Genomic DNA, 23124 nt, shown 5'->3' with positions numbered 1-23124 from the left:
TATTGTCAGAAAACACCTATTAACGCCAACTAAGAGACGGGAGGCTAAGGAAGAATAATTGAGTTAAAAAAAGAAACAGGAGGCCTAGGCTAATAGGTCTCCTGCTGGGTTTATCTTCTGATATGTTTAAAATATCAATTAAAAACTTAGGGTCTTGTTTATATATTCTTGATTGCCTCCTTCACTTCCTCTTCTCCAGACACCAGGTCAAAGGTCTTATGGATGGTATTATTCTGAGCCAACACTTCCACAATGACTTCGGCCACATCTTCTCTCGGCACCGACTTGGCCTTAGGCTTATCTCCTACAGAAACTTTACCTTTTGGCGCTTCATTCTCCAGCATCCCTGGTCGAATGATGGTATAATCAAGTTTACTATTCTTCAGTGCCCGGTCAGCATAGTACTTGGCGATATAATAGGTCTTCATCTCCTCCGGCCACTGGTCTCTATCATCTGTAAGCATGGCGCTGACCATCACAAAGCGCTTTACTCCTGCTTTTTCGGCCGCATCTATACTCTTAATCGCTCCATCAAGGTCAATAGCAACAGTCTTTTCCGGGCCAGTACTCCCACCTGAACCGGCGGTAAATACCACCGCATCGCTACCTTTGAATACCTTGGCCAAATCGTCCACAGAATCTTCAAGGTTTCCCATCACTGCTTCCACCTTATTCTCTTTAAACTCCTTGAGCTGGTCTTCTTTTCTTACCATCGCTATTGGGGAAAAATCCTCTTGGTCTTGCAGTTTCTGAACTACAAACTGTCCAATCTGGCCATGTGCTCCAACAATCAAAACATTCTTCATTTTGTTAAATTTTTATGGTTATGGTTTAGTTTTCAGACAATTTTAAACACATAACATGCCAAAAGAAGGTTTTGTTGAAGCAATCCCCTTAATTACTGAACATTTTGAAGTTTGATACTATAAGGTAAATTCATCTTACTACCGAGAAGAACCTCTTCAGGCACCATAATATGTAGGTCATCTCCTTTTTGCTTGTAGGTTAGGGTTTTTCCTGAACCGAGATGACGAACGGTCGTTCTCTTATCAGCTTTCAGCCCCTTCAAAACTAGTTCCTGCTTTGATCCATCCGGAATAATCGCAAAAACCGACTTGTCATTTTGAGTAAAAAACACTTCCTTCACTGCTTTTCCATCCTGCTTATCCACGGTTTGTTTGAGGATATAGTCCCCTCCCAAATAGCTCCCTGAGTGATCGATCGTGCGATCTCCCTCAGACCACTGCACAGACTGCTTCCACGGTCTGGTCCCATAAATAGCTTCTCCATTCTTAGCCAGCCACTCTCCCATCTCCATCAATCTCTCCTGCATGATGGGCGGGATATTCCCCCTATGATCCGGACCTATATCCAGTAATAAGTTTCCACCATTACTTACAATATCGATTAGCATCAGTAGCAATGCCTGTGTGGAATTATAATCCCAGGCATCCTCATTTTGATTGTACCCAAAGGAAAATCCCATACCCCGGCATTCTTCCCAAGGCTTATCAAATACCTTCCCAGCCTCATACTCGGTGGTATAATAGCCACCATGCTTTTGCCTGAGCCCCTTGCCCCAGCGGTCATTCACCAGAATATAATCCTTGGCGGCAGACTCATTATATAACCAGGCCAAAAATTCCTCACTTCTCCATTGGGTATCCTCTATTTCCCACTCTCCATCGGTCCAGAGTATATCGGGCTGGTAGCGCTGCACCAAGTCCTTAACTTGTGGCAAATAATGCTGATCGACAAATTTATCCTTATCGCTCAACCATAGCGGATGATACCATTCATATAAGGAATAATAAAGCCCCATCTTGACCTCCGTCTGTCGGACCGCCTGAGTCAGCTCGCCTACCAAGTCACGCTTGGCGCCCACCTCCATGCTGTTCCAGGCAAAGCCACGGTCATTGGCTTGCTCATTGGGCCAAAGGGTAAATCCATCATGATGCTTGGATGTAAGTACAATATACTTGGCTCCTGCCTTCTCAAACAGGCTCGCCCAAGCTTCCGGATCAAATAAATCTGCGGTAAACTCCGGTCCGAAGTCATAATAGGTAAAATCATCCCCGTACGTTTTCTTATGGTATTCATAGACCTCATCTCCCTTGAAGTCACCATTGCCAAATAAGCTTTTGCTCTGCAGCCAATACTGATACCATTCCGAATAGGTTCCCTTCGGCGACCATGCAGGGACAGAATAAGGCCCCCAATGAATAAATATCCCAAACTTGGCATCCTCAAACCAGCCAGGAATGGGTCGTTGGTCCAGCGAGGCCCAGTCAGCCTCGTACTTTTGTGCCGTAGCCATCTGGCTATAAGCCAGTAATAGGGTAAATGCAAGGGCAATATATTTGATCTTCATTATTGATATATGGGTTAATTACTGTGCAATACAGCTTGTAGGGTTATTCTAATAAATAAGCTAATCGATAAGCCTCCAAAGGCAATTCATATTTATTTTTAACTAATCCTTTATAATGGACACTTCCCTATCCGGACTAATGAAATAGCCTCCACAATCCCAGCCGTCGGCAAGAGAATGGTGGAGGAATAGGAGGAATATAAGAAATGCCCTATTTTGCTTGTGAGACTGTCTTCGCTTGATTTTCGAGGGTTTCTATTCGCTCAAACATAACACGAAAGGTATTCCAGGCTGTCTGATCTCCCCCATCACTATCGGGCTTATGGTCATAAAATCCCTCCATAAAAGCGCCGGCACTGGACCAGACAGTCTGCATGATTCCATAAAATCGAGGTTTCATCTCTGGGGTAGCCGCAGCTCTAAATCGGAACATATCCTCCACTTGCTGAGTGGATACCTCTGGCCGACGCCAGTTGCAGGTAAGGACTCTAAAGCCCTTCATCGCAAAATACACGGCCGACTGATCGGGTCTTTCATAATGCCAGTCACCGATCACCACCTCTTTCGAAATCAGGTCAATGGCGCGGTGGGTATTATTCATACTTGCCTCCCACATCCCCATGCCTGTGGCCTGTCCGTCGAGCAGTCGGTCCCCCCAAATCCACAATTCCCTATCATTCAGCGCCAAATGCCCTTGGATTTTGTTCACCTCATTAGCAAAAAGCTCCGCCTTATCCCTTCCTGCACATCTAGGGCAGTTATCATCCCCGATATAGAAAACCTCGTCCATCCCAGCATGAAAAGCATCTGCTTCAAACACCTCGCAAATCTCATCCACCAGGTCAAATACTACTCCATGAACTTCAGGATGCAGAGGGCAGTAACTTTTGCAATATAAACCATCTTCATTGGGCCATTCATAGGTATCAGGAAGTTTAATATGTGGTGTTTCATCAAACTCAGGATAGACCTCCAGCAGCTTTTCAGATTGGGTATGCCATGACTGATGCCCCAGCAGGTTGATCTGAGGAATGAGCCTAATCTGGTTTCTCTTTCCCGCCTCCACTAGCTGCTTTACCTGAGCATGAGAAAGAGGATTATTCCCGATGAGCTCAGGGTGGCTTTGGTATTCATAGGTGTAATCCACCCGCAAGATCAGCGTATTGATTCCTCGTGGCGCCATCTCCTCATCCATAAATTGAATAAACTGGTTCAGCTCTTTAGAATTGGGGGCTTTGATCGCAAATGCCTTCACCGGCAAGGGATCCGCTGCCATTACCATTTGGCTTTGACATAGAATCAGGAAACAAATCAGAATACGTTTCAACATGCTAAAATGGGTTTATTATAAATGATAATTATGGATAAAATTATAAGATAAGATAAAAGAAGGAGGCCTGTTCAGCCTCCTGTTTTTTTTTAATTGTCCGATCAGAAAGTTCTTAATCCCTAGTCACTTTACTCTGCCACCAGTCGGAATTAGGCTGCCAGTTTTCATCAAACATCTGAAGTCTTTGCTTTTCCAGATCCTCTCTTTTGTTGGTTTGAAGGCGTAGCAACACTTTTGCTTCCTCCTCAGCGCTATACTCAGGGTCTTGCACTGGATACCTCGCATTATTGTCCATCAAATAGTCAAAAAGGGAGGCACTTAGACTCAACACTTCCTCCGGATAAAAGGCCGAAATGTCCGTTTGCTCCATAGGATCTTGCTCCAGGTCATAAAGGCTGGCCTCATTATTTTCCCAATAATAGATCATCTTCCATTTGCCAGAGCGTACTATCGAGGAAGGATCGCCTCCTTGGTTTCCATAATGTGGATAATGCCAAAAAAGTGTCCTTGGGCTTTCTTGGCCCTTGATCATGGAAGGGACCAGGCTGATGCCCTCCACCTTGGAATTGGCGGTGGGATCGCCCCCAGCCATATCAATAAGGGTGGGCATAAAATCAATATTACTTGCTATTTGAGATAGCTCAACGCCATTTTGATTGGGCACTTTAATGAAGAATGGTACTCGAAGTCCTCCCTCCCACTGGTAGCCTTTGCCACCACGCAGCGGCAGATTAGAGGTAGAAAAATTATCCCCAGAAGCCACACCGCCATGGTCCGAGGTAAATACCACAATGGTATTATCCGCGAGGCCAGCCTGCTCTAGTGCCTCCATCACCAAGCCTACGGCCTGATCCATCGTCTCCATCAGACCTGCATACACTGGATTGTCCTGCACCACACGAATGGGCATACGTCTTTCCATTTCATACCCATGATCAGCAGTGCCTGCGGCCAGGGCTTTATTTCTATATTTGCTCCATAGATCTTCGGTCGTCTGTATGGGGCCATGGACCGCATAGAAGGATAGCATCGCAAAGAATGGCTGCTCATGATCTTCATTGATATATTTCGCCGTTTCAGCACCTAAGCGCAGACTCAAATTCTCTCCATCCGGGCCCTGGCTCATCTTTGGGTTATCATATGGGGCAAAATAGCCTCCTCTTGGAGAGCCTGATTCGTAGCCCCCGATATTGATATCAAAACCATGATCCTCAGGATAGGATCCCTCTCCTCCCAAATGCCATTTGCCAGCGAAAAATGTCTCGTAGCCTTCTTTTTTCATTGCCTCCGGCAAAGTCTCAAGATCAAAAGGTAAGGAGTGCGTATAAGTAGGTGGCAATAGACGAGTATGCCTGCCATGCTTCCTCCAAGCCTCTCCCTCTGGGGCTCCTATCCAGTCCGTGATGCCATGAATGACAGGGCTGGTTCCGGTCATAATCCCCGCTCGACTGGGGCTGCAAACCCGGCTACTCGCATAGCCATTAGTAAACCGAAAGGAATTTTGGGATAACTTGTCAATATTGGGGGTTTCATAAAATTCACTCCCTGTGCAGCTCAAATCATGATACCCAAGGTCATCCACGAGGATAAAAACAATGTTTGGCCGCTCCTGAGCCTGCATCTCAAAAGAAATCAACAGACCAAATGAAACAAAAAGTATACTTAAATTTCGGGTACTTAATACTCTTAACATAGGGATAATGGAAGTTTTGGCAAATAATATGAATTGCACACAAAGTACAAAGGATTGGAACAAAATACTGTATTTTTTCACCTAATTAAAGGCCTTATTGCAAATATTTTCAATAAGATAGTTAATTTATGCTTACCCTTATCAGGCATTAACGTGGAGTTTAGGCTTCCTATTTGGTGAGATTGCTTGGGGGAAAACCAAATTGTTTTTTGAAACAACGGCTAAAATAAAGGGGGTCATTGAAGCCGATCATGCCGGTGACCTCAGACACATTATACTTCCTTGTACGCAATAATTGGGCGGCCTTCTTCAGTCGAAAAGTTCGTATAAATTCATTTGGCGCCAGCTCAGTAAGTTCCTTTATCTTGCGATAAAGCTTGGAAGTGCTCATCCCCAGCTCCTTGCAGAGGTAATCTGTATTCAACTCGGGATCATCAAGCTTACCTTCTATCAGACGGGACACCTCCATGATAAACTCCTCATCAATGGTAGAATGCGCCAGGGCTCTGATTTCTCCCTCTACCTCCGCTGAAAAGCGTGCTTTAAGTTCTTTGCGGGATTTTAGGATATTTTCTATTCGTGTTTTGAGCAGGGAAGGATCAAAGGGCTTCACTACATAGCCATCTGCACCGGAAGTATAGCCCCGGATTTTGTCGTCATTGTCTGAGAGAGCCGTCAGTAATATGACAGGAATATGGCTTATTTCCGGGTTATTTTTCAGTTTATTGCAAAACTGCAATCCATCCATCACCGGCATCATCACATCCGCCACACAAAGCGAGGGTTTTATCTTCTGGCACAGCTCCAGGCCGGCTTGACCATTTTCAGCCAAAAATACCTGATAATATTCGGACAGAAATTCCCTCAGATAATTCCTTAATTCCACATTGTCTTCGATGACCACCACTCTTGCCCTCGCCTCATCGGCAGAACCCGGGGAGGCTGGCAGGGTTATTTTTTCAGGCTCCGGAAGTGGTACTTCAGGACTGGCATAACTGAAGATTTCAGCAGCCTCATAAGCCTCCTTACTTATTGGCAAAAGCACCGTGAAGGTACTCCCCTGCCCCAACTCACTGCTGAGACTGATGGATCCCTTATGAAGGTGCACCAAGGCATGCACTAAGGATAAGCCGATCCCTGTTCCTGTATTATTCTCTTGGTTTTCGGATACCCTGTAGAATCTGGAAAATATCTTTTCCTGACTGTCCTCCGGTATCCCCATCCCATCATCACAGACCTCCACGACCAAGGTGCTTTGCCCATTCTCCTGCTTGAGGCTTAGGAACAAATCGATATGCCCATAGCGAGGGGTGAATTTCAGGGCATTGGACAGCAGGTTATACAAAATCTTATCATACTTATCCCGATCGATATATCCCTCTATCGGCTGATCGCCGTAAATCATATTCAACTTTATCTCCTTATCCTCTGCCAAATCCTGGAAGGATCGGAAAGTCAGCTGGGTATGCGCCACTATGTCGGTGGCGGTAACTTTAATTTTTAATTCGCCGGATTCTGCCCTTCTGAAATCCAAGATCTGATTCACCAAATTCAATAACCTCTGCGTATTTTGGTGGATAAGACTGAATCTGCTGGATTGAAATTGATTTTCCTGCCCCTTACTATTCTCCAATAATTGCTTCACCGGCCCCAGGATCAAAGTCAGCGGCGTGCGCAGTTCATGTGATATATTAGTAAAAAACTTAAGTTTCTCTTTAGTAAGATTTTCGTCCCGCTCTCTTTTGACCTTCTCCATAAGTAACTCTTGCCTCAATTTGGACCGCGTTAGCAATTGCCTGCGAACGAAGTAAAACACTGCGATAAGCAAAAGAACCACTATGATCACGGCCTGGTAAGTGAGCCAAAAAGGAGGAAGTATCTTAATGGTATAAATGGCCTCTTCACTCCAGAGTCCATGACTATTTTTAGCTTTGATCCTAAACTTATAAGTGCCAAAAAATAAATTGGTGTACTGGACCGTACGTTGCCTGAAATCCACTGTGGTCCAGTCCTCGTCGAAGCCTTCGAGGATATAGCTGAACTTGTTGAATCGCTCATTGGTGAAGGAAGGGCTCGAAAAAGTCAGTGAAAAATTCTTATTAACATTTTCTAAAACAAGGGTATGGGATTTATTGAAATCCACCGGCAATATTACCTGTCCATTCACGATATCCTTCACCTCAATATCTCTATTCTGCACTTTCAGATTGGTAATTACTGGTTTTGGAGAGCGCTCGTTGGCCTGAAGTTTTCTGGGGGAAAAGGTGATTACGCCGTTTTTCCCTCCCATATATAGGCTGGAATCGTTATCATAATAGAAGCCTGAGAAGCTAAATATATCCAGCCTATTTCCGCTGTCAATATAGAACATCGTAATTTCGTGGTTGTGGATATTGTAGCGTGCCACCCTATTATTATTGATATTCAACCATAAATTCCCCTGATGGTCATTCAGCAGATCTGTCACCCATCGGCCACTGATATCTTCCATATCTGCTGCGGGCCTGAAGACATCCGCCTCGGTGTCCAGATAGTCGAGGCCCTTCCGTGTAGCCGCCCAGATGCGCCCAGCATCATCCATGACTATATCGCTTACATTGTCATGGGAAAGTCCCGGGGTTCCGTTTTCTTTGGCTAAATAATGCTTGCTTATTTTGGTTCGGAGGTCATATCGCTGGACTCCCGACTGGGTAGCAAACCAGATATTATTTTCCGTATCCACAATAATTTTATTGATAGATATCGTGGACAAAGGCCTATCCAGCTTCAGGGATTCTTGCTGCAGTTTGATATCCATAAATCTAGCTCCGTCCCCATGCGAGCCTACCACTAGAGTATGCTCATCGACCTTAGCAAAAGCCACCACGGGGGAAGCCTCAATTCCTATATCGATGACCCTGGAAGTTTTCAACTTATAATCAAAAATCAAGATTCTCCCATCCCACAAACCACAATAAAACACCCTGCCATCCACCGAAAATATACTTGCGATATCCTCCTGATTATGGTACAGCGGATGCAGGCCATTGCCATCGGATATAAACAGGCCATTGTGCCGGGTGGCAGAGATGATCTTGCCATCATGGGTCTTTGCAAATCCCCGAATACGAGGCTTTTGGTTGCCTATATAATTGGAGATATCGGTATCATATCGGTATTGGATAGCACTGGGGTTATACTTGTCAAGGCCGTTTTCGGTCCCTACCCATAGCGTACCCGAATGGTCAAAAAATAAGGCCGAAACCATATTATCAGTTAGAGATTCATCATTATACAACTCAGAGTAATACCACTGGTACTTCTGATCTGCAATATCCTCCAGCCGGTCCACTCGTAAAAGCCCCCCCAGAGTCCCCAGCCAATAGCTGCCGTTAGGATCCTGGGCAACAGAGATAAAGAATGGCCCCAGCTTATCGCGGATTATAGCATTGTCTATATATAAATTCTCAAAGGTATCCGCCTCGCGGTTGAGCTTATATAGGCCCTCTCTAGTACCTACAAAGATATCCGACTTATGGTCCTCCACTATAAAATTCAAATAGGGGTTTACCTGCGTCTCATTGGGAACGGCAATGGTGAATAGCTGTTTTCGGATGACCTCCCCTGTCTCGTCCAGGCTAAGTTTTGCCACTCCGGCACTTTCATAACTCCCCACCCAGATGGCCCCCTGGCTGTCCTCAAAAATCTCCTTGATATAGGTAAAACCTTCCAGCGCTACCTTTTCGAATACGTTGGTCTGAAGGGAAAATTGATAGAGCCCAGAACTCTTGGTGCCCACCCATATGCGCTGATGTGTATCCACCATCACCGACCTGATCTCCTCATCTGGCAGGCTTCCCGAAATAGCCACATCTCTGTGAAAAGTCTGAGATTGATGGCTGTCCATATCGAATAATGCAAGGCCATTCCTTGTGCCTATCCACAGGTGTCCCCGCTCCTCATCCAGCTCCAGTGCCGTAATATCATCATTGGGAATGGCATTTGGATGCTCAATTGAACTGAGGTAAGGCTTGAACTCATAGCCATCAAAGCGGTTGAGCCCCGAAAAAGTGCCTATCCACAAAAAGCCATAGCGGTCCTGTACAATATGGCGAATGGAGTTTTGACTGAGTCCATTCACTTCATTATAATGCTCAAATTTCAGTGTCTGAGCATAGAGGTCAGTTATCGACCCGAGGATCAATAATAAATATAAGCTTATCCGGCCTTTCATGGGTTTATTGGGATGCTCAGCAAGGGGAATCTATAGACTTAGATTAGTCTCCTCCCCAAGAGCAAGAGTAGTTATTTTGGTCCAAAATAGTAAGCCCTATTCTAGGTACTTTTTGGCGTATTAGCAAATTAATTAATCAATTCCATCATCATGGAAGCCTATTTATAAAATGGGTTTTGGGGAGAATAAGGAAGTGGAAAAAACNCTGTACTTCTACCTTTTCCTAAAACCTCCCCAAATCAAAAGGACAGCCCTTTGAGAGGCCGTCCTTATAGAGTTTAGGGTGTTAATGATGGGAATAGTTAGTCTTCCTTATTTGGCGAGCCGGACATTTTCAGCAGCAATTCACCACCTTCTATAAGGTCTTGGTGGGAGATTTGAAAATTTTGAACCGGCTTACCGTTTATCGTGGCTTTCTTTACCAAATAATTGGTTGGGCCATTATTTGTGGTACGAATCACAAAATTACCGCCCGAGTAATAATCCGGGTTGAGGCTTATAGTCACCTTATCAAATAAAGGGCTACCTATTTCGTAAGATGGGTTTTGTTCCGTTCCCCCATTCATTTGAAATAAGCCGATTTTCATCAATACCGCCAGGCTTCCCATTAACCCTTGGTCCTCATCCCCGAAATAGCCGGTGGAAGGGCTCAAGCCTGAGAAAATCGCATCGACCACTTTCCTGCTCCAGGCTTGGGTGAGGTCGGGTCTGCCGAGTTGGTTAAAGATGAAAGCGGTCTGTATAGAAGGCTGATTACCATAATTGATCGGCACCCTTCTGTATTCCGGGTGCAGCTCCTGAGCGTGGGAATTGCCTGCGGCAAAATTCATCTTCTGGGCAGTGGTAAATTGCTGGTTTAGCTTATTTACCGCCTGCTCCTTGCCTCCCATAAGCTCCGCAAGACCTGATATATCATGTGGGACAAACCAAGTGGACTGGGCGCCATTGGACTCGATAAAGCCGTGCTCATGCTCATATGGATCGAAGTTCTTCATCCATTTTCCCTGCACATTCTTCGGTCTCATCCATCCTATGGAGTCATCAAAGACATTTTTATAATTGCCTGATCGCTCTATAAAGTAAATATAGTCCTCATTATGTCCTAGCTTCTTGGCCAGCTGCGCCAAGGTCCAGTCTTGGTAGGCATATTCCAGGGTCAGGCTAGCTCCATCCTGATGGCCACCAAATTTCCCTTCGGGAATAGGATAAGGCACATAACCCTGATTGATATAATAAGATAATCCACCGCCGAGATTAGTATTATGCTCATATCCGGCCTTCTCCATTATCCCTCCGGGCATATGGTTTTTCTTCAAGGCCTGATATATTTCCTCCAAGTCCTCGGTGATGATACCCTTCTGAATGGCTGTGACGATAAAAGGTGTGGATGAGGCACCCGTCATCACATAGGTATAATTTCCTCCTGATGGTCCTCTAGGCACCAGGCCTCCGTCACGATAGTACTGCATCATAGAATGCACAAACTCCTCCATGATTTCCGGATATACCAAGCCCCAGAGTGTATTGAGGGTCCACTGAGCACCCCAAAAGGAGTCTGAATTATAATGGTTAAATAATGGCTTTCCATCATTGTCCACTGGCAACTGTCCCTTTCTGAATTTCTCTCCTGTATAGTCTGGATAGGCTCCATTGATATCACTGATCACCCTACGTCCTTGCAGCGCATGCCATAGATCGGTGTAAAATCGACTCGAAGCCTGTTCGCTGCCGCCTTCTACCTGGATCCTGCTCAGCATAGCATTCCACTCAGATTTGGAGTCGGCTACCACCTGATCAAAGTCCCAATGGTCCAGCTCTCCCAGCATATTGGCTTTGGCGTTTTCGATGGATGTATAGGAAATGGCCACTTTCATAGCGGCCTTTTTGCCCTCACTGTCCAGCATCAACAGGTAATTTCCCGTGGCCTTATCCTGCTCTATCTGCACTATGTCCTTGTCCGTACGGACATAGAAGTATAATTTGACCGGCTTCGGTCTTCTATGCGTTTTTTGTATCAGCAGCTCTCCCGACAGGCTACGCTTATCCTCCTGGACCAGCTTTCCATTCAGGTTATCATTGGGACCCAGGGGGCCATTTAGGTTAAAAAGAATGCCGGATTTCTTATGTTTTGGGAAGTGATAGGAATGAAAGCCCACCCTTTTGGTGCTGCTGAGCTCCACGGATATCCCATATTTATCCAGCTCCAGATAGTGATACCCAGGGTGAACTTTTTCGGTATCATGGCTAAAGGATGAGGGGTAATCCGTAAAAATATTCTCCTCACCCGACTCTTCAAGCGTCACTGGCATCACCGACAATCCCGAAAGTTGCCAGGCATGAATATGACTAAAACCACGCACGGTATTCACCTTATATCGGTAGCCACTGCCCCAGGCGCCATCCACCTCATTGTCGGGGCTTAAGTTGACCATGCCGAAAGGCCGGGAAGCGGATGAGAAGAAAAACCATCTTGAATTTTCGCTATCCAGCTGAGGAAACACCTTATCTACAGGTTCTTTTACTTTTTTGCCTTGGGCAAAGCTTCCTTCAGGTAGCATCATACAAGAGACCACAAAAGTAAGTGCCACTAGCAGTGGCAATTTAATTTTATATTTCATAATAATGATTTTCTAATTTCAGTCGAAATTAAATCTAACATTGGTTTAACAGGTTGGTTTGATAGCCGAATAATCATAGTTACAAATTGGCCCTCTTTTTTTCCGCTGCCATAATACGATTAATTTCATTTTTTATAGTCCTCTGATGCGAACTCATATTTTATTTATCCCCAAAATCATTCAAAAAGTCCTAAACCGACCCAGTTCGTGGCCGTAAATCCAAAAAAACCACAGGTCAAGAGCGTCCCTCAATGCGGGATCAATTGACCTGTGGGATTTATTATAGGCAAATCAATACCCGGGATTTTGTGTCATCGTATTCGGAGAAATCTCCAGTTCACGGAAAGGTATAGGACGCAATAAATGCACGGCAGGATTGAAAGCCCCATGATCCACCACATGTGGATTGTACATTTCTATTCGTTCTTGCAGCTTTCCAGTCCTCTTCAGCACGGCCCAACGATTGGATTCTCCGGCTAATTCTAACGCACGCTCCACTAGGATATCATCTATAGTTACACTAGCATAAGGGTTTTCGACTCCTGTGGCTCTTTCTCTTACCCTATTGATATGAAACAGGGCTTTTGCAGTATTATTATCCCCTAGATAGGCCTCTGAGGCGATTAGGTGAGTTTCTGCCACACGGAAGATAAAGGTATCTCTGGCACCATTGGTTTCTGCTTCCTTATTCTCATCGTCAAATTTCTTGAAAATGGGGAAATTGGTAAAGGCTGGGTTGAGAGTATATCTATAATTCACCCCTGGAATCTCCTCCGGTCTACCAAAAAGGTACTGATCCGGCTGATACACCCAATAATCATTCAATCGGCGCGTCAGCTCCTCCTGACTCAAGGCGTATTTAGGGAAATACATGATGGTATCCCCGGGGGCAATAATGTCCGTACCCAGCTTATCGCTCATATCGGCAATGAGTGCTCTGTGCACGGTCACTTCCTCACGGCTATCATTATCCGTAAATAGGGAATAGAAATAAGGCGTTGGCATCAGACTATTGCCTTTGGTACCATATAAGTTTGCCCGGCTTATACCTGGAAGGTCAAACACCTGAAACATGAATAAAGAGTGTTTAGTATTCCCTTTATCCTCGGCAAAACCAGTGTCTCCCCATTGTCCGGCAAAGAGAATCTCAGGGTTTACCTGATTGTCATAGGCAAATACCTCTGCGTAGGATTGCTCGCGGATATCATAATCTCCGATAGCCTCTTCGGCGAGCTGGCCAGCCTTGGCAAAATCGGTGCTTTGTCCGTAGGACTTATAAGCTCGGGTAAGGTACACTTCCGCCAAAACATGCTTCGCCGCACGCTTCGAAAATCTACCTGTTTGAGGCTCATCCAATAGGGTCGGTATTGCCGCTTCCAGCTCGCTGATAATGAGCGTATAGGTATCTTCTTCGGAAGAACGTGTATAATCATTCCTGATACTCTGGGGCTCTTCAAGGTCCAGTACCACGCCACCAAACTGCTGGGCAAGGTTGAAAAAAGCCAGCGCTCTTAATGCGCGAGCCTGAGCGATTCCATATTCCTTTTCATCCTGAAACCCCGGGCTGAACTCGATTTGATTTTCGAACCTATTGATGGCGGTATTGGCTTTGGAGATCACATTATAGTTGGCATTCCAAACACCATTGGTGGTGGGAGCCACAAATCCAAAGTAATCATTGCCACTGGAAGTACTGAAAATCTCAGATTGGGTGGTAAAGATATCTGTTCCTTCAAACTTATATCCGTAGTTTTGGTACACCCCACGCATGGCTCCATATATGCCCACGACCAATTGGTCCGCATTGGACTCCTCCAGGAAGTTTTCGCTGGTAAGTTGAGAATAAATATCCTCATCTATAAAATCATTACAAGCCGAAATCATTAAACAAGAGGCAAGTATGACTATTTTATATTGTATTGTATTAATTATCTTTTTCATCTTTTTTACCACTTTTTATATTAGTAAGTCAATTTCACTCCAAACAGAATAATCTTGGTCATATACCCTCCATTATAGGAGTTTTGCAAGCCTGTCTCAGGATCGGGACCTTCATAATTGGTAAAGGTGAATGGGTTCTGCACATCCAGGGTAAAGCGTAAGCTGGTCATCTTCAGTCGCTCCAATGCCTCAGTAGGCACCTGATATCCTAATCCGATATTTCCGATTTTCACAAAATCAAAGGACTCATAATACCACTCTCCGGGATGCCCGTATTCCAATGCAGGATAGCTGGCATCGGTATTTTCCGGTGTCCAATAGTCCAGGTCAATTTTGTTGAACTTGGCATCATCCCCTTGGTAGGGAGCGAAGTGAGAATAAAATTCGGAGTGGCCATAGGTTCCCTGACGGGTATAGATCTGTACGGATAGATCAAAATTCTTATAGCTAAAGCTATTGTTCAAGCCACCGATCCATTTTGGAGATACAGACCCCAGTACGACCTTATCTTCTTGATTGATGAAGCCGTCATTGTTTTGGTCCTTGTATTTATACTGTCCGGGAAAATTGCCATATACTGCGGCCTGATCAGCTTCTTCCAGCTGCCAGATTCCGATTTTTTCGTAGGCATATACTGCATCTACAGCCTCCCCGATTTTCAACACGCCATGAGTACCATAGGGCTCCTGATCCAGGTCTCCATCAAGCTCTAAAATCTGGTTGATGTTTCGCGCGAAATTAAGACTACTGCTCCATCTGAAATTGTTCTTCTGGATATTGATGGTATTTAAAGTAACCTCCAGGCCCTTATTACGAACCGAACCATAATTACCTACAGCACTTCCATAAGCAGTGATATTTGATAGGGTTTTATTGAGGATCGCATCCACTGTGGTTTTGCTATAGACGTCCATTCCCACACGGATTCGATTTTGGAACATGGACATGTCCACGCCAATATTAAACTCCTTGGAGCGCTCCCAGGTCAAGGCATAGTTGGGTAGGCCATTGACATCCACCCCATTCGTATGGGTATTACCAAAAAGGTAATCAGCACCTCCCAGGAAGGCCAGCGAACTATAAGGGCTCACTGGGCTGTCATTTCCTGACTCACCATAGCTCAAGCGGAGTTTTAGGTTATTGATCCACTTGGTGTTCTTGATGAAGTTCTCATCACTTACGATCCATGCAAAGGCTGCGGAAGGGAAAAATGCCCATTTATTATCCACGGCCAGCTTAGAAGATCCATCATATCGGCCTGTGAGGGTAAATAAATAACGGTCGCTAATGGAGTAATTTACTCTACTGGCAAATGACGACAGGGTGCTTTTCACATAGTTGGAGTGATAACTTCTCACGTCCAAGCCCGCGCCAGTATTATAATAGAGATAAGAATCGGTATCAAAATCTCTCGTTTCTATATTTCCTCTTTCGAACTGGTTATAATAGATAGAGGAAACCAGGGTAGTCTTCAGGTTATGGCCCTCAGCAAGGTCAAAATCAAAATTGACAATATTATCCCAGGTGTAGGCCGTTCTGAAGGAGTTATTATAAATGGACTGCACACGCTCAGATTCGTTACGTGAAGATTTGGTATAGAGCCCTCTGAACTCCCCAAACCTATTACTCTGCATATTGGGTGCAAATTGCGTTTTGATATTCACCCAGTTGGCCGGCTTAAATTGCAGATAAACGTTGGCGATTACATCGAGTGATTTGGTATTGGTGATCCATGCGCCATTCGCATCATAGTAAGGATTGAGGAATCGCTGATCCTGATCATCCGGGATCAATATCACATTGCCTTCAGGATCTCTTTCGTTCACCGTAGGTGGAAGTCTCAGCGTACTTCTAAATAGCTCACGGCTACCTTCTTCCCTATTGGCATAAGCCAAATAGGTTTTTAATCCGGCGGTAAATTTCTCGGAAACTTTCTTGGACAGAGAGGCGCTGATATTATATCGCTCATAGTTTTCAATACCCATGACGCCCTCATCTTTAAGGTAACTGATGGATCCGCTGTACACCAGTCCATCACTTCCTCCAGACATTCCGATATTATGGGAGGTTTGGATTCCCTGATGCAGGTAATCTTCAGCCCAATCGGTATAACGACGGTTGGCGACATTATCCGCCTCCTCGTTGGAGGATCGGATCTCACGGCCCATGTCCACGGTAAGGTTTCTATAATCCTCCACGGTAGGCACTCCAGTGCTGAAGAGCCCTTTCCAGGCGGTACTTCTAAGGACTCCATCTACAAACTCCACATATTCATCCCCGTCATAAAAATCAGGCTTATTGGTCGCTGAGCGAATCCCGAAGGTTCCTTCGTAGCTAAATACAGACCTACCTTCGATCCCATTTTTGGTAGTGATGATTACCACACCATTGGCCCCACGGGCACCATAAATGGCTGTGGCGGAAGCATCTTTCAGCACGTCTATTTGCTGGATATCAGCAGGATTCAGCATATTGATATCCTCAAAGAAAATCCCGTCCACCACATAGAGTGGCTTGGAAAGATCGGAAGCCGGATCATCGCTAATCCCATCCCGCGATGCATCGCCATTTTTGATTACCGTATTTCCACGAATGTCGATAGATAGTGGCGCTCCGGGCTTATTACTTAAGGTCCTTACATCCACACCGGCGATCCGTCCCTGCAGGGCCTGGCCGATATCGGTCTTCTTCTGCTCCGTCAGGGTCTCGGTATCCACCGAAGCCACTGCGCCAGTAAGGTCTCTTTTCTTCACCGAGCCATAGCCGATCACCACCACCTCATCGAGGCTGGAAGGGGAAGGCTGCAACTTCACTTTGAAATGATTTGAATTGCCCAAGGTCAACTCCTGAGTCTCGAAACCTATAAAGGATACCGACAAAGTCACATTGGAATCGGTAACCGTTAGTGAAAACTTGCCATCGAGATCTGTAATAGTTCCATTGGTCGTCCCTTTGATGAGCACATTGGCCCCCGGCAAAGGTTCGTTTAGGTCATCATACACTTCCCCGGTCACCTTGACCTGGGCCATAGCAATGGTGGACCACACCAATGCCATTAGCATCATAGTAAATTTCAGCATATTGATTTTGAGTTTATTGTTAATAGCTCCAAGGTAATTTTTGTGCCTCCCCAAGGGATGGACAAATTTTTCAAAAACATGGACAGATCATTAAAAACATGCGCAGGAACTCTAAAAAAGGCTTTTTTCAGGTACTTCCTTTTTATTATAGGTAAAAAACATTTAATGAAATCAATCAGATACTAAGCAACTAAAAAACATCCCTCCTTTACTATCGCCTTCTGCCAGGTCTTTCCACCGCCCATTTATCATGGAACTAAAAGTCAGTTTTCCCTTGGTAATGGTGCAGAATCATCGGAACCCTAAATTAAAAAGATAGGTCGATTTTGAGGGAGAAGAAGAGTTAAGGATTATCTCAAAAGCGAATTGATTTTCAAGGACTCATCATCTCCCCAGCTTTTGGAGCCAGGCTGGGAGATTTAATTATGGGGTTGGGAGGAAAATCATTTTGCTAGTAAAGAATGAAAAGTCCCATACTTTATTATAGCTAATTCCCAAAGGGCAGCCTCCCTTCCTTAAGTTCTTCCATCATAGTAGGCATGGCTATGAGCCATACGGAATTTCAGGTCTTGGGACCCTTCATCTCCCCAGCTTTTGGAGTCAGGCTGGGAGATTTATTTATGGGGTTGGGATGAAAATCATTTTGCCATGGGCAAAAAAAAATTCCCCGACGAATGGATCATCGGGGAATTTTTGGTCAAGATTGTGGAATAATTCCCAACCTTGCACCTGTACCAAACTATACTTCTTTTTCGAGCACGGCGTCTTTTTGTGCTTTTACTTTTTTGGATAGCTCAGAAATTGAGCCTTTGAGCTCATCAAATTTCTTGTCTATTTTGCCGTTTAGGGAGCTGGCAAGATCTTCGCCTTGCTTTTGCACTTTTTTTCTGGTTTTGGTCCCTTCATCAGGAGCAAACATTACACCTAATGCTACACCTGCCGCCAAACCGGCAACGACTCCTAATAATACTTTTCCTTCACCCATGATTTTTTCAATTTTAGTGTTTAAAATAATTTTATCTTTTTTCGAATAACAAGTTGAATACTTCAAGTAATATGCCATCTCAAAAGATGTGACAAAATGCATTAAGTACAATCTACTTTTGACTGGCTATCTCCCCTTGTTATTAGTAAAAACTTATTCCCAAATCGAGATTAATCAATTGAGGAATAACTAGTTTATAAGGAACAACAACCATGCTAGAAATAAAAATTACCCCAAAAGGCAGTCTTCTCTCCTTATCAATCCTGATTTTTTTGAAAATTCCGTAAACCGTTTTCTGTCAAGGTAAAAATTTGCTTTTTTAAGGTTCGGAAGTCTTTGGCATAAGTCGCAAGCAGGTTTTCCAGTTCTTCCTGATCTTGCAAGAGATGCTTCTCCTGGCGGAAGTCATTGTCCTTTATCATATCACAGATATGATGCAAATGAAGGTTCAGCTTTCGTTCTATTTCCTCCCTTCGTCGGTCAAGAATAGAGATTTTACGTTCCATTCGTTTTGCCCAAGCGAGATTCATCTGATCTAAAAAGTGATGGAAATAACTCTCCATCAAATCCTGAAGAAATCGAATTTCGTCATGGTAAAAGGCCACATCGGATCGCCAATGCTCTCCCAATGCATAAAATTGCACCAGGCTATTGGCCTCATTGCTCGGTTCTAATACCTCTTGCCGCTTTTGTAGGAGTTCTGTCATCATCTTTATCTTGCTCAAAATGTCAAATCGCCTTAGCTTAACCGTACTGTTAAAAACTATCTGCTAAACTAAATCTTTATTTTCTGCAAGTGGGAAAGTCCTCCCCTTGGAATCTCCTTTAAAATAGCTATAATATCATTTTTAACCAATATTTTTCCAGCCTATTTTGATACTATAACCGACATTGTCCATTATACCTCCTATTTAGGAAGGATGTAATTCATTGGGACTGGTACCCGATTTCGCAAAGCTATCGATATTCATGCTCGTCACAGAGGCGATCTTCTGCAGGGCCTCCACTGTCAGGAAAGCCTGATGACTGGTTATAAGTACATTCTGAAAAGTCATCAACCTCGCAATAATATCATCCTGAAGAATATCCCCCGAATGATCTTCAAAAAACAAATCCTCTTCTTCTTCATATACATCAAGGCCCAAGCCGCCAATCTGACCACTCTTCAGCCCCTCGATAGCATCCCGGGTGTTGACCAGCGCCCCTCTGCTCGTATTGATCAGCATCACCCCTGCCTTCATCTTGCTGATGTTCTCCAGATTGATGATATACTTGGACTCTGCCGTAAGTGGCAGATGCAGAGTGATGATGTCAGACTCCCGACACAGCGTATCAAAATCCACATAGCTAATCGGAATTTCCTGCTGAAGCTTCTCATTAATATAAGGGTCAAAGGCCAGGATTTTGCAGCCAAAACCATGGAGAATCTTTACCACCTTGCTCCCAATCTTCCCCGTGCCGGCCACGCCGACCGTTTTGCCTTCCATATCAAAACCTACCAATCCCTCAAGGGAAAAATTCAAATCCCTCACTCTATTATGAGCTTTGACCAGTTTCCTGTTCAGTGCTAGCATAAGCCCCACCGTATGCTCCGCTATCGCTGCAGGTGAATACTCTGGCACCCGGGCCACCTTGATCCCCAAGGACTCCGCCGCAGACAGGTCCACATGATTAAACCCTGCCGAACGTAAAGCGATAAACTTCACCCCCATCTCCCCAAGCCGACGAATCACCGGCGCAGAACCATCATCCGTCACGAATAGCGCTACCGCCTCCGATCCCTGAGCCAGCTCCACCGTCTTGAGCGTCAGCCTCACCTCAAATAACCGCAACTCATGCGCTGGCATCGCCTCCTGCAAATAACTTTGCTCATACTTATGTGCACTAAAAACTGTTATTATCATCTGTTAAAAATTAAAGAGTAATGAATGACATGAAAATAACAGATAAAGAACTCAAATAGTAGTAAAACCAGAAAATAATGTAATAAAATAACCCAACACTTTGCCTCCCGCAAACGCTTAGCATTGTGCAGATGAGAGCATATCGTCTAGCCAATAAGAAATAGTCTCCTCAATAATCGGATATACTTTCTCCCTAGGCTCCAGCTAGACACTTTCTAACGACGAGTATTTCCTTAGCTGATGAAGGCCCTTATCGTATATAAAGATGAAGTGTCCTCTGCATGCTGCCTCCTTCCGGATCCTCCACGGCCAGCTGAATCTCCGCAAAACCTGAGCTTTTGGTGTGGATCTGTAGCTTATCCCCAGAGATCTCAGCATTCAAGTTTCCTGAATGGGAGATCAGCTTATATTGTGGCTCCATGGTATATCCTCTGAAAAAACTCGGTATATCCAGCGATAGAGCCTCAGCTTCTTCCAGGAAATAATGAGGCTCGGCCAGCCAATTCAGATAGTCTTCCAATTCGGTAAATCCATCCCTATCAGGATCGGCATTGGCTTCCGAAAAATCCCCCGGGGAACTGTGAGGGTTACTTCCCACCGCCAGCTCCCACCAATCTGGCAGTCCATCGGCATCGCTATCCCAGTTCTCCTCTCTTTTTACCTCGGGGTATTCTTCCCAACCCCCGACATCCTGCTCTGTATCCGGCATTCCTGCAAGGCCACTAATGCTTCCCTTATAGCGATAGCTGCCATCCAATGTCTCCTGGATGATCCTCGAATCATGCTCATCTAACACGGGCTGGTTTGCCCCTACATCCGAAAGCACCCGCTTATAGGCCTCTTCTGCACTTTGGCTGGTGACAAAGGAGGGGAAAAACGGCTGGTCCATAAAAGTGGGAAAATCCACCTTGCCTTGAATCATTCTTCCCTCTTCCTGATTTTCAAGCCCAAAATACCCAGGCATCACATTTCCTGCAAAATAATACTGCTGAGTCCCCTTGCCTATCCCCTCATGCTGCGCCTTCAAGGCCTTAAAAAACACCGTGCTAGGCCCTGGTTTATAATAGTTGTTTACGAAATTCACTTCATGCGCCCCTCCATCGGTGGTTCTTTTTCCCCAATTATATACCACATTATTCCTGATGTCCAGCCGTCCACTACTATAGCCATTGCCGTCCAGTCCTCCACCCATACTCCAGTTCCTACCATAACAATGCGCTAGGAGATTATGATGAAAACTGCCAATATCCCCACCAATCGTCGCGGCATAGCCATGCATGGCTCCTCCAGCATATTTACCATGGTCGGCTACATTTAGCGCCTCGGCGATCAGGGTACGCTGTAGTGTAATATTATGGGCACCTCGCGAACTGAATGACTCATCTATCGTCCATCGGATCGAGCAGTGATCCATTATGCTATGGTTGGCGCCAGTAAGCCCCATGCCGTCATAGGTCCTTCCAGCACCGATTCCCACTCTCATAAATCGGACTATGCCGTCATTTCCTGTCATGCCCAGCGGGGCTCTACTGATCATGATTCCCTTCCCTGGAGCGGTCTGTCCTGCGATGGTGATATAGGGCTGGTTGGCCACTAGCCGAGACTCCAATTCGATGGTGCCTCCCACCGCAAATACAATAGTCCTCGGTCCAATATCACTGGTAATGGCTTCTCTTAAAGACCCCGGCCCATCATCATGCAGATTGGTCACCGTCACCACCTTTCCTCCACGTCCTCCACGAGCATATCTGCCATATCCCTCCGCCCCCGGAAAGGCCAGCTGGGCCGGCTGGAAATACCATACATCCCCTTTGGTGATGCGGCCATCGCTGCTTTCCTCATCCACTCTCCAATAATAATGATCCAAGCTATATAAATCCTTAACCACAAATCCCGGTCTATCCATCACCCCCTGATAGCTGCTGTCTCCCTGCTCGGCAGCGCTAATTTCTGCCTTCGATGTACCAAAGTAAATATGATGCCTCACGGACTTCTCTCCTGGCTCCCAGTCCATGCGCAAGGAAGTCCCCATCTCCACATGCTCCTCCCCATCTGCGGGGAAAGGCCGTTTCGCCTGCAACTTCATATTGGGCGTATTGAGCTCAAACCCATTCAGGATAAATGAGGAGGCATCCCCTTCCGCTTTACTAAACCGCAAAACGACCGGCTGATTCTCTATGGCTTCAAAGGTGAGATAGGCCGTAGCCGCCTCAGCATTGGCCCCCACGCGATTGGAGGGTGACAGCTCTATAGGCCTATCCGTCCCTGCTACCTGAATTCGAAAGGTAGGAGCGGTAGGATTATCGGTCTTGTCCAAGGTATTATGATAGGTCAACAGACTATGCTTCCCACTAGGCAGGCCAGAAATGGTAAGTGTCAATTGCCCCTCCGCCACCAAGCCATCATTGCTTAGCCTCGCCCAATAAGGCGCCTGCACACCGGCCTTATACCAGTTGCTGCGAAAAGCCCCGTCAAACTTAAATTGAAGCCCCTCAGCGGAAAACTCGGCTGATCGGCCTTCCTCTATCACCCATGGCTGATAGCCCGGCTCATTTACCTCAGCAGCCTTCCTGCCTGCAAAATCAAGGTCCACCTTCACTGTGGGCTGTTGAGCAAAAGCCTCCCCACCGACCAGGCAGCAGTAAATAACTAGAGCGATATGGAAAAATCGTGACATCGTATTCTTCATGGCGTATTGGGTTATTATAGGATATGGCCTTCGGCCCAAATAAAATTTTAGTATTAATTCATGATAAACTTAAGCATAGAGAATTATATCCCTTCTAGCCTCTCTGACCAATAGGGATATAAGTTTGCCGAATCGGGAAAATCTACCTTTCAATACCACCGCCCAAAACCCACTGAGTCCTGCTGCCTTCCTCCACTTCCAAATCCCGGATCCTGCAGATTGAGTGGATTCATATCCCAGTTCAGCTTTCTCATCTCCTCCTTAGAGGCTGGCGTCTTGGCCTGCTGTTTTATTTTCCCT

At 45.3% G+C, this 23124-nt stretch carries 12 protein-coding genes; all 12 read right to left on the bottom strand.

The features are described from left to right. Positions 1–158 precede the first annotated feature (158 nt). The gene (locus B050_RS0114220) at positions 159–806 is read right to left on the bottom strand and encodes an SDR family oxidoreductase (RefSeq protein WP_018474603.1); all 648 of its coding nucleotides are present in this window, start codon (positions 804–806) and stop codon (positions 159–161) included. Between the two features lie 92 nt (positions 807–898). Further along, entirely contained in the window at positions 899–2371 is a 1473-nt protein-coding gene (locus B050_RS0114215; protein ID WP_018474602.1) for an alpha-L-fucosidase, read from the bottom strand. A 211-nt stretch (positions 2372–2582) separates the two neighbouring features. Further along, entirely contained in the window at positions 2583–3701 is a 1119-nt protein-coding gene (locus B050_RS0114210) for a family 20 glycosylhydrolase (RefSeq protein WP_018474601.1), read from the bottom strand. A gap of 112 nt (positions 3702–3813) precedes the next feature. Continuing rightward, positions 3814–5394 (bottom strand): sulfatase, encoded by a 1581-nt coding sequence (locus tag B050_RS0114205; protein WP_157492814.1) that lies wholly within the window; start codon positions 5392–5394, stop codon positions 3814–3816. Positions 5395–5563: 169 nt separating this feature from the next. Next, positions 5564–9607, bottom strand: a complete 4044-nt coding sequence (locus B050_RS0114200) for a hybrid sensor histidine kinase/response regulator transcription factor (protein ID WP_018474599.1) — start codon at positions 9605–9607, stop codon at positions 5564–5566. A 302-nt stretch (positions 9608–9909) separates the two neighbouring features. After that, entirely contained in the window at positions 9910–12225 is a 2316-nt protein-coding gene (locus B050_RS0114195; protein ID WP_018474598.1) for a GH92 family glycosyl hydrolase, read from the bottom strand. 291 nt (positions 12226–12516) lie between these two features. Next, on the bottom strand, positions 12517–14166 hold the full coding sequence (locus tag B050_RS0114190; protein WP_083923287.1) for a RagB/SusD family nutrient uptake outer membrane protein: 1650 nt from the start codon (positions 14164–14166) through the stop codon (positions 12517–12519). A gap of 20 nt (positions 14167–14186) precedes the next feature. Further along, on the bottom strand, positions 14187–17246 hold the full coding sequence (locus B050_RS0114185; RefSeq protein WP_018474596.1) for a SusC/RagA family TonB-linked outer membrane protein: 3060 nt from the start codon (positions 17244–17246) through the stop codon (positions 14187–14189). A 739-nt stretch (positions 17247–17985) separates the two neighbouring features. Beyond that, the gene (locus B050_RS0114175) at positions 17986–18333 is read right to left on the bottom strand and encodes a YtxH domain-containing protein (RefSeq protein ID WP_018474594.1); all 348 of its coding nucleotides are present in this window, start codon (positions 18331–18333) and stop codon (positions 17986–17988) included. Positions 18334–18488: 155 nt separating this feature from the next. Continuing rightward, on the bottom strand, positions 18489–18941 hold the full coding sequence (locus B050_RS0114170; RefSeq protein WP_018474593.1) for a hypothetical protein: 453 nt from the start codon (positions 18939–18941) through the stop codon (positions 18489–18491). Positions 18942–19142: 201 nt separating this feature from the next. Further along, entirely contained in the window at positions 19143–20135 is a 993-nt protein-coding gene (locus B050_RS0114165) for a 2-hydroxyacid dehydrogenase (RefSeq protein ID WP_026235898.1), read from the bottom strand. Between the two features lie 250 nt (positions 20136–20385). Beyond that, on the bottom strand, positions 20386–22824 hold the full coding sequence (locus B050_RS0114160) for a T9SS C-terminal target domain-containing protein (RefSeq protein ID WP_157492813.1): 2439 nt from the start codon (positions 22822–22824) through the stop codon (positions 20386–20388). Between the last annotated feature and the right edge of the window lie 300 nt (positions 22825–23124).

The sequence above is a fragment of the Echinicola pacifica DSM 19836 genome, from assembly GCF_000373245.1.
Taxonomy (GTDB): domain Bacteria; phylum Bacteroidota; class Bacteroidia; order Cytophagales; family Cyclobacteriaceae; genus Echinicola; species Echinicola pacifica.
The sequence above is the reverse complement of the archived record's forward strand: the minus strand, read 5'-3'. Positions and strand labels throughout refer to the sequence as shown.